12 protein-coding genes are annotated in these 12,160 nt (G+C 72.8%); 6 read left to right on the top strand and 6 right to left on the bottom strand.

Annotated elements, in window-relative coordinates; translation table 11 throughout:
* Positions 1 to 77 precede the first annotated feature (77 nt).
* On the top strand, positions 78 to 845 hold the full coding sequence (locus IEY56_RS03670; protein ID WP_189035582.1) for a thioesterase II family protein: 768 nt from the start codon (positions 78 to 80) through the stop codon (positions 843 to 845).
* A gap of 99 nt (positions 846 to 944) precedes the next feature.
* On the opposite strand, the gene IEY56_RS03665 is transcribed toward IEY56_RS03670, so the two are convergent.
* Complete coding sequence (locus tag IEY56_RS03665) at positions 945 to 1,118, bottom strand: DUF5302 domain-containing protein (protein ID WP_189035581.1); 174 nt, start codon at positions 1,116 to 1,118, stop codon at positions 945 to 947.
* 722 nt (positions 1,119 to 1,840) lie between these two features.
* Here IEY56_RS03665 and IEY56_RS03660 point away from each other — a divergent pair.
* Entirely contained in the window at positions 1,841 to 4,462 is a 2,622-nt protein-coding gene (locus IEY56_RS03660) for an ATP-dependent Clp protease ATP-binding subunit (protein ID WP_189035580.1), read from the top strand.
* Between the two features lie 149 nt (positions 4,463 to 4,611).
* Positions 4,612 to 4,833 (top strand): DUF4236 domain-containing protein, encoded by a 222-nt coding sequence (locus IEY56_RS03655; RefSeq protein WP_189035579.1) that lies wholly within the window; start codon positions 4,612 to 4,614, stop codon positions 4,831 to 4,833.
* 59 nt (positions 4,834 to 4,892) lie between these two features.
* Here the strand turns inward: IEY56_RS03655 and IEY56_RS03650 are convergent, their stop codons facing one another.
* The 3 genes from IEY56_RS03650 to IEY56_RS03640 form a co-directional block, all read right to left on the bottom strand.
* A complete protein-coding gene (locus IEY56_RS03650) occupies positions 4,893 to 5,594 on the bottom strand; it encodes a GAF and ANTAR domain-containing protein (protein WP_189035578.1) in 702 nt (233 codons plus the stop codon).
* Between the two features lie 80 nt (positions 5,595 to 5,674).
* Complete coding sequence (locus IEY56_RS03645) at positions 5,675 to 6,565, bottom strand: Fpg/Nei family DNA glycosylase (RefSeq protein ID WP_189035577.1); 891 nt, start codon at positions 6,563 to 6,565, stop codon at positions 5,675 to 5,677.
* 11 nt (positions 6,566 to 6,576) lie between these two features.
* Entirely contained in the window at positions 6,577 to 7,002 is a 426-nt protein-coding gene (locus IEY56_RS03640; protein ID WP_189035576.1) for an OsmC family peroxiredoxin, read from the bottom strand.
* Between the two features lie 327 nt (positions 7,003 to 7,329).
* Here IEY56_RS03640 and IEY56_RS03635 point away from each other — a divergent pair, with 327 nt between their 5' ends.
* The 3 genes from IEY56_RS03635 to IEY56_RS03625 all read left to right on the top strand — a co-directional run bounded on the left by IEY56_RS03635 (position 7,330) and on the right by IEY56_RS03625 (position 9,547).
* On the top strand, positions 7,330 to 7,875 hold the full coding sequence (locus IEY56_RS03635; RefSeq protein WP_189035575.1) for a glycoside hydrolase family 25 protein: 546 nt from the start codon (positions 7,330 to 7,332) through the stop codon (positions 7,873 to 7,875).
* A 105-nt stretch (positions 7,876 to 7,980) separates the two neighbouring features.
* Positions 7,981 to 8,745 (top strand): hypothetical protein, encoded by a 765-nt coding sequence (locus tag IEY56_RS28245; RefSeq protein WP_229711582.1) that lies wholly within the window; start codon positions 7,981 to 7,983, stop codon positions 8,743 to 8,745.
* A 25-nt stretch (positions 8,746 to 8,770) separates the two neighbouring features.
* Entirely contained in the window at positions 8,771 to 9,547 is a 777-nt protein-coding gene (locus IEY56_RS03625; RefSeq protein WP_189035574.1) for a DUF1707 SHOCT-like domain-containing protein, read from the top strand.
* A 117-nt stretch (positions 9,548 to 9,664) separates the two neighbouring features.
* Here IEY56_RS03625 and IEY56_RS03620 read toward each other — a convergent pair whose 3' ends face one another.
* Both IEY56_RS03620 and IEY56_RS03615 read right to left on the bottom strand, forming a co-directional pair.
* The gene (locus IEY56_RS03620) at positions 9,665 to 10,246 is read right to left on the bottom strand and encodes a GNAT family N-acetyltransferase (protein ID WP_189035573.1); all 582 of its coding nucleotides are present in this window, start codon (positions 10,244 to 10,246) and stop codon (positions 9,665 to 9,667) included.
* A 188-nt stretch (positions 10,247 to 10,434) separates the two neighbouring features.
* On the bottom strand, positions 10,435 to 12,045 hold the full coding sequence (locus IEY56_RS03615; RefSeq protein WP_189035572.1) for a CoA transferase: 1,611 nt from the start codon (positions 12,043 to 12,045) through the stop codon (positions 10,435 to 10,437).
* Between the last annotated feature and the right edge of the window lie 115 nt (positions 12,046 to 12,160).

The raw sequence follows: 12,160 nt of genomic DNA, 5'->3' as shown, positions 1-12,160 counted from the left end.
TCTACGCGGCGACGGCCGCCGACGCAGCCGTACGCCCGGAGCGCGCACCCCGCCCACACCTCGGAGAGGAACCGGCCATGACCACCGCCGCAGGCACGGCAGACCCCTGGATACGGCGCTACCACCCCGCGCCGAACGCTCCGTTCCGGCTCGTCTGCATGCCGCACGCCGGCGGTTCGGCCAGCTTCTTCCACCCCCTGTCGCAGGCTCTCGCGCGGGAGGCCGACGTCGTCGCCGTGCAGTACCCGGGGCGGCAGGACAGGCTGCGGGAGAAGTGCCTCGACGACGTCCACGAGACGGCCGACAGGGCCTTCGCCTCGCTGTGGCCGCTGACAGACCGCCCCACGGTGCTCTTCGGCCACAGCATGGGCGCCTCCGTGGCCTTCGAGGTGGCGCGGCGCATGGAGGACAAGGGGCTCGTGCCCGTGGCGCTGTTCGTCTCGGGGCGGCGTGCGCCCTCGCGCCACCGCGACGAGGGGATCCACCTCAAGGAGGACGACGGCTTCCTGGCCGAGATCAAGGCTCTCGACGGGACGGACGCCTCCCTCCTCGACGACCCGGACATCCGCCGCATGGTGCTTCCCGCGCTCCGCGCCGACTACAGGGCGGCCGAGACCTACCGCCCCCGGCCCGGTCCGCCGCTGCGGTGTCCCGTCGTCGCCATGGTGGGGGACAGCGACCTCAAGGCGCCTGTCGAGGACGTCCGCGCCTGGAGCGAACACACCGGTGGAACCTTCGAGTTGGAGGTCTTCCCCGGCGGGCACTTCTACCTCGGCGACCGGACGCGGGACGTCGCCGCGACGATAAAGCGCCACGTCGCGGCCCTGACGGGGGACGGCCGGTAGCTCCCCGGCAGCACGAAGCCGCCGCTTACCGGAGGTGCGGGAAGCGGCGGCAGCCCGGCAGGTGCGCGGATCGGCCAGTCCAGCGGCCGACCCCGCGGGTCAGCCCGTCTTGCGGCGGAACTGCCGCTTGCGCCCGTCGGACCTCGGGGCGTGCACGTTCATCGTGAAGTCCTCGTGAGGTACGCCCTTCTTGGCGCGCTGGTTCTTACGGTCGAGCGCCTCGCGGAACTTCTGCTTCACGTCCGGGGTCTGCTCGTCCTTGCTGTCCGCCATGCCGTACTCCCTGTTCTCTGACTTTCCCTCTGACTCGAACACATCGGCTGCATTGCTTCGTGCAGGACTCTCGTCGGCCCCGGTGGCGGCGGGCCGCGGGCCGGGGGAGGGACGCCCGGTCTGCCCGAGGGGTGGCGGCTCGGCACGGCTCGCCGGGCCCGGCGCTCCCGCCGGGAACGCCGCACCCCGGCCCCAGCGGGTGCGGAACCCCGGTGTGCCGCAGGCGCCGTCCGGGCGCTGCTCCGGGTACGCGGGGGAGCCGCGCGAGAGCCTTCCGACGTCCTGCGGCGCACCGTGTCCGGCGGCGCGGGACGCTTCTCGGAGTGCGGGACGGCACGCCCTAACGGAGAGCCTCGCATCGGGTGTGCCTTCCTTCTGGCGGAGTGCGAACCCCGGCCGGCAGCGCTGTCGACTGTCCCCGTCCGACATTGAGCACGACTGCGGCGCCGGGCGCGAGTGATTTTCCGGCCGGGACGTCCGCACGCCCCGGCGTCTCCATGATCCCACCACCGCCGCGCCCCCGTGGCCCGATGGCCGCCGCGCCCCTCCCGCCGCCTGCCCGTCCGTGCCCCCGCTCCCCGCCAGCCCTGGGCGTACGGCCGCCCCCGCCGGCGTCGCAGGGGCACGTGTCGCGGCGCCGTACGGGGGAACTCCGGCCCGGGAGCTTCTTGCAGCCGACACAGCGTGGCCCGGCCGAGCCCGGGTCAGCGGGACGGATACCTATGACCGGCGGGTACATGGGTCCCGAGGACTTCGGCAGGGACCCGTTCGGAGAGTTCATCGCACGCTTCCTGGGCAGCGCCGCCTCCCCGGGCAGCGGAAGGCGGGACCCCCGCTACTACGACTTCCTGCGGCTGATGAGCGAACCGGCCCGGCAGCTCGTCTCCGAAGCTGCCTCGTATGCGGCGCAGCACGGCAGCAGCGACCTGGACACCGAGCATCTGCTGCGCGCCGCCCTCACGACCGAGCCGACCCGCACGATGATCTCCAGGGCGGGTGCGGACGCCACCGCGCTCACCGAGGAGATCGACAGGAACGTCGGCGAGGGCTCGCCCCGCAAGTCGATCTCCGTGAGTCCGGCCGTGAAACGCGCGCTGCTGGACGCCCACGACATCGCCCGCGCGCGGGGCGCGTCCTACATCGGCAGCGAGCACGTCCTCATCGCCCTGGCCGCCAACCGCGACTCGACGGCCGGGCAGATCCTCAACGCCGCGCACTTCGATCCCCGGTCGGCCTCCTCCAGCGGAGGGTTCCCCGGGTCCGGGCCGCAGGGTCCCGGCGGCTACCCGGGTTCCGCCGGCGGCCCGGAGGGCCCGCCCGCCCGCGGCGCCATGCCGGGGCAGGGGCGCAGCGACACCCCCAACCTCGACAAGTACGGCACCGACCTGACGGAGATGGCCCACGACGGCCGGATAGACCCCGTCATCGGACGGGACGCGGAGATCGAGCAGACGATCGAGATCCTCGCCAGGCGCGGCAAGAACAACCCCGTACTGATCGGGGAGGCCGGCGTGGGGAAGACCGCGATCGTCGAGGGACTGGCGCAGCGCATCGCCGACGGCGACGTCCCGGACAACCTGCTGGGGCGGCGCGTCGTCCAGCTCGACGTCTCCAGCCTCGTCGCCGGCACCCGCTACCGCGGCGACTTCGAGGAGCGCCTGACCGGCATCATTGACGAGATCCGCTCCCGCTCGGAGGAACTGGTCGTCTTCATCGACGAGCTGCACAACGTCGTCGGTGCCGGCGGCGGCGGTACGGAGGGCGGCTCCATGGACGCGAGCCAGATGCTCAAGCCGCCGCTCGCCCGCGGGGAGCTGCACGTCATCGGCGCGACGACGCTGGAGGAGCACCGGCGCCACATCGAGAAGGACGCGGCGCTGGCACGCCGGTTCCAGCCCGTCCTCGTCCCGGAGCCCGCGGAGAGCGACGCGGTGGAGATCCTGCGCGGTCTGCGCGACCGCTACGAGGCGCACCACCAGGTCCGCTACACCGGGGAGGCCCTGATCGCGGCCGTCGAACTGTCGGACCGCTACCTGACCGGGCGTTTCCTCCCCGACAAGGCCATCGACCTCATCGACCAGGCCGGCGCCCGGGTGCGGCTGCGCACCGCGACCCGCGGCACCGACGTGCGCGCCCTCGAACGCGAGGCCGAACAGGTCGCCCGTGACAAGGACCAGGCCGTCGCCGCGGAGGACTACGAGCGCGCGCAGCAGTTGCGCGACCGGCTCGCCGAACTGAAGACGCGCATCGACCAGGACGAGCGCAAGCACCAGCCCAACGGCCGCATCGCCGAGGTCACCGTCGAGGACATCGCCGACATCGTCTCCCGGCAGACCGGCATCCCCGTCAGCAACCTCACCCAGGAGGAGCGGGAGCGGCTGCTGGGCATGGAGGAGCGGCTGCGGGAGCGCGTCATCGGCCAGGACGAGGCCGTCGCCGCCGTCGCCGACGCGGTGCTCCGGTCCCGCGCCGGCCTGTCGAGTCCTGCACGCCCCATCGGCAGCTTCCTCTTCCTCGGCCCGACCGGGGTGGGCAAGACCGAACTCGCCCGGGCGCTGGCCGAGTCGCTGTTCGGCACCGACGACCGCATGGTGCGCCTCGACATGAGCGAGTACCAGGAGCGGCACACCGTCAGCCGGCTCGTGGGCGCCCCGCCCGGCTACGTCGGCCACGAGGACGCGGGACAGCTCACGGAGACCGTGCGGCGCAACCCCTACTCGCTGCTGCTCCTCGACGAGGTCGAGAAGGCGCACCCGGACGTCTTCAACATCCTGCTCCAGGTGCTCGACGACGGCCGGCTCACCGACTCGCAGGGACGCACCGTCGACTTCACCAACACGGTCATCGTGATGACGAGCAACCTCGGCTCCGAAGCCGTCTCGGGCCGCGGCGCGGTGCTGGGATTCGGCAGCGGTGACGAGGAGGACGAGGAGGACGCCCGCAGGGAGCGGGTGCTGCGCCCGCTGCGGGAGCATTTCCGCCCGGAGTTCCTCAACCGCATCGACGAGATCGTGATCTTCCGCCAGCTCTCCGACGACGAGCTGCGCAAGATCACCGACATGATGCTCGACGAGACCAGGCACCGCGTCCACGCGCAGGACCTCGCCGTGGACTTCTCGCCCGCGTCCGTCGACTGGCTCGTCAGGCGCGGCTACCAGCCCGAGTACGGGGCACGCCCGCTGCGCCGCACCATCCAGCGCGAGGTGGACAACCAGCTCTCGCGGATGCTGCTCGGCGGCGAACTCAAGCCGCACACACGGCTGCTGGTCGACGTCGTCGACGACCGGCTGGTCTTCCGCACGGAGGACGAGCCGGAGGGCGGCGAGATGCGGCAGGAACTCTGACGCGTCCCGCGGCGCGGCTCGTGCGGGCCCCGGTCCGTCGGCGCGGGGCTGACCGGGAAGCTCCCCGGACGGCCGATGAGTCTTCCGCCGCCGCGGGGGTAACCGTGCGGGCAACGGAGTTGTGTCCGCATCGACTTGAGGAGCCGATCATGGGCCTGACCTTCCGGAAGAGCTTCCGGATCCTGCCCGGTGTACGTCTGAACATCAACCGCAAGTCGTGGTCCGTCACGACCGGCAGCGGGAACGGCCCCCGGCACACGGTCAGTTCGACGGGCCGCCGCACCACGTCGATGGACCTGCCCGGACCCTTCGGGTACCGGAGCACCACGACGAAGCGCGGCCGCAAGGGCTCCCGCACCAGGAGGAGTTGACACGCGGCCGCAACCGCTCCCGTAACACGAGGAGTTGACGCGGCGAACGTCCCCGGGGCTCAGCGGGCTCCGGGGATCTCGCCCGTCTCGGTGATGGTCCGCACGATCTCGCGCAGCTTGACGTTCTGGTCCTGCGAACTCTTCTTCAGCACGGCGAACGCCTGGTCCTCGTCCAGCTTGTAGCGCTCCATGACGATGCCGATCGCCTCGCCGATGCTGTGCCGCGACTCCATGGCCGCGTGGAGCTGCGCGTGCGTACGCGCGCTGGAGAAGGCGACGGCGGCGTGGGAGGCGAGCATCCAGCCGACGTCCTCCGACGCCTTGGAGAAGGTGTTGGGCCGGGACGAGTAGATGTCGAGGGCGCCGAGGTTGTCCTCCTCGGTGTAGAGCAGGAAGCCCATCATGCTCCCGACGCCCAGTTTCCGTGCCTCGGGGGCGTAACGGGGCCAGCGCTCCACCGTCTCCGTCATGTCGGCGATCCGGTAGACCTCCTGGGGCACGCGCGCCGCGTCGAAGCACGGGCCCTCGCCCAGCTCGCCCTGTATGCGGTCCGAGGCACGGACCACGTCGCTCGTTGTGGCGAGCGTCTGGACCCTGCCGTTCTGGACGGCCATGATCCCGGCGGCCTCGCAGCCCTCGATCAGGGACACCGCGTGCTCGACGATCCGGTCCAGGGTCTTCTGGACGGAGTCCTGCGCGAGCAGGTCGCGGGCCATGTGCGCGAGGTTCTTCGCGTACTCCTCGACTTCCTCGCCCGTCATTCCTGCCCCTCGTGCGCTTCTCTCGGAAATGTCCCCGACACGCTATACGCCCGGTGTGACGGGCGGCAGCGGGGCCCGGATCACTTCAGCAGCCGGGACATCCGGCGGTCGGCGAGGGGCTTTCCGCCCGTCTGGCAGGTGGGGCAGTACTGCAACGCGCTGTCACTGAAGGAGACCTCGCGGACGGTGTCGCCGCACACGGGGCACGGCTGACCCTTGCGGCCGTGCACCCGCAGACCGGTCTTCTTCTCCGCCTTCAGTTCGCCCGCGGCCACGCCGCGGGAACGCTCCACGGCGTCTCGGAGAGTGACGCGGAGGGCCTCGTAGAGCGCCGCGATCTCGTCCTCGGACATCTCCGCGGCGATCTTGAACGGGGACATCCGGGCGGCGTGCAGGATCTCGTCCGAGTAGGCGTTGCCGATTCCGGCGACGACGCTCTGGTCCCGCAGCAGGCCCTTCAGCCGCTGCCGCTTGCCGCGCAGCAGCTCCGCGAAGACCTCGGGGGTGAACTCGTCCGCGAGCGGGTCGGGCCCGAGACGTGCGACGCCCGGCACCTCGCCCGGATCGTGCACGCAGTACACGACGAGGCGCTTGCGCGTGCCCGCCTCGGTGAGGTCGAAGCCCTCCGCGTCCGCGTTCCCGCCCCCGCCGGCAGCGGGCTCGGCCAGCCAGAGCCTCAGCGCCAGGGGGCCCTTGCCCGGGCGGGGCGGCTGCGCCGGGAGGGCCTCCCGCCAGCGCAGCCAGCCGGCCCGGGCGAGGTGGACGACCAGATGGAGGCCGTCGGCGTCCAGGTCGAGGAACTTGCCGTGCCGCTGCACGCCCGTGACGGTGCGGCCCTCCAGCGCGTCCGGCCCGGGGTCGTACGTCTTGAGCACGCTCACCGCCACCGGCATGACCCGCCGCACCTCGCGGCCGGTCAGACGCTCGTGCAGGAAGTCGCGCAGGGCTTCGACCTCGGGCAGTTCGGGCATGTCCCCTCCGCTCAGGCCAGGTCGGCGGTCAGGGTGATCGTGGTGCCCGAAAGGGCCTGGGAGACCGGGCAGTTGGCCTTCGCCTCCTCGGCGGCGGCGGTGAAGGCGGCCTCGTCGACGCCCTCGACCTCACCCCGTACCGTCAGGTGGATGCCGGTGATGCCGGTGCCCGGCTGGAAGGTCACCTCGGCCTTCGTCGTCAGACGCGTGGGAGGGGTCCCCGCCGACGTGAGCCCGTTCGACAGCGCCATCGAGAAGCAGCTGGAGTGCGCGGCCGCGATCAGCTCCTCCGGGCTCGTCTTCCCGCCGGGCTCCTCCGCGCGGGACGCCCACGTGACGGCCTGCTTTCCGATGCCGGAGGATTCGAACGCGGTCTCGCCCGAACCGCTCTTGAGGTCTCCGCTCCACACGGTGCTCGCGGTGCGTGTCGTCGCCATGGTGCCGGTCTCCTGTCGTCAGTGGGTTCGTCCTGCCGGGACGTCCGCCGCCGCGCGCCGTGCACGGGCCGGCCGTCCCCACCCCGATCCTCCGCTCCCGCCCGGCGGGGAGTCCGCGACGACGCGCCGGGGCCGTGCGTCCGCAGCCGGCCGCCCGCCCGGTGCGCCCCCGGCGTGCGGGGCGCGCTTCCCAGTGTCCCGCGCATCGGTTCCGTCCGCGCATCCCCGGCGCATCACGGTCTGTTGGGGATACGGGACGGCGTGCTACGGGTACGGGAGGCACACAGGGCGTAATCGAACGCGCCACGCGGCAGTAAGGAGTCCACTGTGATCAAGGGCGTCGATGTCTCGTCATACCAACCTTCCGACTACAGCACGAAAGGACTCGACTTCGTCTTCATCAAGATCACGGAGGGCACGTCGTACACGAACCCCAAGTGGGTGGACCAGCGGAAGACGGCACGCGACGCCGAACTCGTCACGGGCTTCTACCACTTCGCGCGCTCCGGGAGCATGAAGGCGCAGGCCGACTACTTCATGTCCAAGATCAACCTGGTGCGCGGCGACATGCTCGTCCTGGACTGGGAGGACTCGGCCGTCAGCAACGCCGAGAAGGACTCGTGGATCAAGTACGTCCAGAAGAAGCGGCCGAACACCCGGGTGCTGCTGTACTGCAACACCAACTTCTGGCTCAACCACGACACCACGTCGTTCGCGGGGGACGGCCTGTGGATAGCCCACTACAACGGCAAGCCCGGCAAGCCGGGGATCAAGCACCCCTGGCGTTTCCACCAGTACACCGACGACCCCATCGACACGAACCTCGCCAAGTTCGACACCCGCGCCGAGCTGCGCGCGTGGACGCGCAAGTGATCCCGCGCCGGACGGGCCCGCCCGCACACCGGTAACCGCCCCTGTCCGCCGCACGGTTGGAGACCTGCGGCGACAGGCGGCACCGGGTGCCGATAACCTCCCGACATGCCGGAAGCCAACATAAGCCCGACGACCGACGAGAAGCCGCCCGCCTCCGGGACCCCCGGTGGCGGCGACGGAGGAGAGACGCCCCGACCGGACAGCGCGGCCCCGGGCGCCGCGCAGCCGGAGGAGGCGGCTCCCGCGGGCGATCCGGGCGACGGGGACGGGACGGGTGCGGCGGCGGTGCACGGCGGCGCGGAGGAACGTGACGGCGCGGAGGGGCCTGAGGCATCAGGAAGGCCCGAGGAATCGGACGGACCGGACGGACCGGAGGGGGCAGACGGGCCGGTGGGACCCCCGGTGGCGGCGCCAGGTGAGCCAGACGGCGCGGGCGACGCGGACCCGGCGCACGAGGCCAAGGAAGATCACGACGCGCACGGCGCGGAGAAGCACGGCGGGACGGACGCCGCGACTGCCGCTGCCGCCGGCGCTGCGGGTGCAGCCGGCGCCGCGGATTCCGCCGAGGCCGCCGGCCCGGAGGACGCGGAGGAGGACCGGCAGCGCGCGGGGCTGACGCCACGCCAGGCCCGCAGGGTCCGCATCGTCGTCTCCGGCGTCGTGATGGCCGCCGTGGCGGTGGCCCTCTTCGTCCGCCTGGTCAGCGCCCCTTCCGTGCTGACCGTCGGCTTCTACGGGATGGCGCTCATCCTCTCCGGCACCGCCATCGGGCTCAGCCAGCGCGGCCGGACCCGGGTCGCCAGCGGAGTGCTCGTACTGGGTTTCGGCGCCGTCGCACTGGCCGAGTGGCTGCTGGCCTCGGTCCAGTGACCGGGCCGCGTACTAGGGTGACCGTATGACCGACGACCTGCCGGAGATGCGCGCCTCCGACGCCGAGCGAGAGCGCATCGCCGAGGTGCTGCGCGACGCGCTGGCCGAGGGACGGCTCGGACTCGAAGAGTTCCAGGAACGGCTCGACAGCGCCTACGCGGCCCGCACACGGGGCGAGTTGGTCCCGCTCGTACGGGACCTGCCGCAGCACTCGTCCGGAGACGGCGCCGTGAGCGGGTTCGAGGAAGGAAGCTCCGAGCCCGCCCCCTCGCCGGGCAGGCGGCGCCGCTGGGCGGAGCGGATCGGCGGCGCGGCGACGTCCCGTTGGGGCGTGGGCGTCATGGGCGGATTCGGCCGCAAGGGCCAGTGGACGGTCCCGCGCGTCTTCACCGCTCTCGGCATCATGGGCGGCGGCGAGATCGACCTGCGGGACGCCCGCTTCGAGGACCGCGAGGTGGTGATCCGCTGCTTCGCGCTGATGGGCGGGATGAGCGTCACCGTTCCGCCGGGGCTCGGAGTCGAGGTGCGCGGTGTCGGCGTCATGGGCGGTTTCGACACGTCAGGCTCGGTGGCGGGGGACTCAGACGCGCCCCGCGTGGTGATCACGGGCTTCACCGTCATGGGCGGCGTCGGCGTCGTGAAGAAGCTTCCGCGTGAGGAGAAGCAGCAGCTTCGCGACGAGCGCCGCGCGCAGCGTGAACTCGAGCGCCGCCGCGAGGAGGAGAGCGGTGAGCGCGGCCGGCGGCACGAGATCGACAAGCCGGGCGGGACGCACGGCGGTGACGAGGGCAAGTCCCTCTAGCAGCACCGATGGACGCTCAGCGGGCACGGGCGCGGGCCCGTGCCCGCGTCGAGCCTCCGGGCCGGCGGCAGGCGACGCCCGTGCCTGCGGGACGCTCGGTCCTCAAGTAGCCCGCCGTCAGTCCTGATTGGTCGTGCGACTGGTCCGCCGGAGATCGAGCATGCAGAAGACCTTGTCGTAGCGGAGTTCGCCCACGGCGACGAATCCGGGCAGGCGGCCGTACTCGGTGAAGCCCAGCGACCGGTAGAGGCCCAGGGCACCGGCGTTGTCCCCGCGTGCGTCCAGGGTGAGGACCTCGATCCCCGCCTGACTCGCGTCGGCGATCAGGGCGGCGGTCAGCGCCCTGCCGACGCCACGGCCGTGGGCAGCGGCGTCCACCGCGAGCTTCTCCAGGTCCGCGTGTGGACGATGGGTCGGCCGCGAGTAGCGCAGCCAGTACCCCAACCCGGCCAGCCGGCCGTCGAGAAAGGCGGCGCGCAGAGCGGCGTCCCCGTCTCGTACCGCGGAGACGACATGGGCGAGGAGCTCCGCCACATCGTCCCGCGAGGGCGGCTCCACCCAGCCCAGGGCGGCACCGCCGCCGACGAGATCGGCCAGGATCCGGTGGGCGGACTCCACGAACCGGGGCTCCGGTTCCGCGCCGGACGTCAGCTCGCCGGCGTCGAGGACAGTGAGCCCGGTGGTCACACGGCTGGTCATGGCCGCAGCCTAGGTGTGCAGCTGATGGAGGCCGCCGCGGCTGCCTGGTTCCCTCTCAGCCGCCGGCCTCAGGCGTCGGCCGGGTCGTCGGTCTCAGCCGCCGGTGTGGGCCCTCGGCCGCGACGTCCGTGCGGCCGCACCCGTCCGGCCGCTCGTACGCCCGGCCTCCCGTACCGTCCGGAGGCGGGTCACCACCAGGCGACGGGGTCGGCGCCGAGTGCCCCCGGCGGGCGGGACCAGTCGGACGGACCGCCGTCGTACGCGAGAGGCGGAAGGGCGTACCGCAGCCGTCCCAGCGGACTGCGTGTCTGGTTCAGCCAGGGCGACGGATCGTACGGCGCGGTGCCAGGGGAGCCGTCAGCCGGCGGGACCGGCTCCGGGGCGGGCGTCCGCGAGCCGCCCGGCTGTGCACTCAGCCCGCCGAGCAGCCACTCCGCGGTCTGCGTCAGCGCCGCCCGTACGAGCACCGAACCGCCGCGGCCGAGACGCTGCTCCGTCAGGGACCGCAGCACCGCCGCGGCCAGCAGGTAGCCGGTGCCGTGGTCGAGCGCCTGGGCGGGCAGCGCGCCGGGGGCGTCCTCGCCGCCGGGACCGGGCCTCCGCTCCTCGAACGCGATGCCGCTCGCCGTCTGCACCAGGCTGTCGAAGCCGCGCCGCCTGCGCCACGGCCCGTGAGTGCCCCAGGCGCTCAACTGCCCGACGACGATGCCGGGCCGCCTGTCCGCGAGCGACTCGGGGGCGAGCCCGAACCGGTCGAGTGCGCCCGGGCGGTACCCGGTGATCACCACATGCGCCTTCTGCAGCAGCTCCTCGAAGGCGGCCTGCCCCGCGCGGGACGAGAGGTCCAGCAGCGCCGAGCGCTTGCCCATGCCGGTGTCCGCGTGGGCTTCGGGCTGCTCGGGCAGCTGCGGCGCGTCGACGCGGAGCACGTCCGCGCCGAGCAGGGCCAGCGTGCGGGTGGCGACGGGCCCGGCGATGACGCGCGTGAGGTCGAGCACCCGGACCGAGTGCAGGGGCCTGTGCCCGAAGGCCCCCGGCAGGGGGAGCGGCGGCGCCTGGTCCATCCGGGCCGTGTTCAGCAGCGGACGCCGTGCGGCCTCCGCACCCTGCGGATGCTCCGCCCATTCCGCTGCCGAACGGACCGCGACAGCCAGGCCCCCCGCGGCGTGGACGCGCTCCTCCACCTCCGTGGCGGCGCGCTGCGCCAGTTCGGTGGCGACCGCTTCCGCGAGTGCGTCCTCCTCCCGGCCACCCTCGCCGACGCCGAGGGCGGAGAGCAGGCGGGCACGGTGGTGCGGATAGTTGGCGTGGGTGCGCAGCCATCCGTCAGCCGTGTGCCAGAAACGGGACAGGGGCGCGAAGCCGGCGGGGGAGCGGCCGTCCGTGCGCAGGTGGCGCTCGCTCGTGAAGGCCGTCGCCACAGCACCGTCGTCCACCTGCACGGACGGGACGCGGGAGGGGGCCGCGGCTCCGGACGAGGAGTTCCCCGCGCGCAGGGCCGAGAGCTCCGCGGCGGCGAGGGAGCACGCCGCGACCGTCGCACGGGCGAGCCCGAGTACGGGCAGCCGGGCGGGCAGCAGCCCGGGACGCACACGGCAGGAGACCCGTTCGAGAAGGGCGGCGTCACCGCCGAGCGCGGTCCACGCATGCTCCACGCCCGGCAGTTCGGACGCGGAACGTACCGCCCGGACGGCCTCGGGACCGGGCCCGCCGGCCGTCGCGGTACGGCTGTCCGCGCCGTCCGGGTCCGCCGGACATGCCGCGCCGCCGTCCGTCGCTGCTGGTGAAGATCGCTCCATGACGCGCATTCTGGCACTACGGGTGTCAAGTAGGGCGTTAGCGGAAGGCGGAGATCCGCTCGTTGCGCCGCCGGCGCGACGGCGGTGGAGACGGAGCACGGCAGGCAGCCGCCGG

The sequence above is a fragment of the Streptomyces daqingensis genome, from assembly GCF_014645895.1.
GTDB lineage: Bacteria > Actinomycetota > Actinomycetes > Streptomycetales > Streptomycetaceae > Streptomyces > Streptomyces daqingensis.
This window is presented reverse-complemented; position numbering and strand designations above follow the sequence as displayed.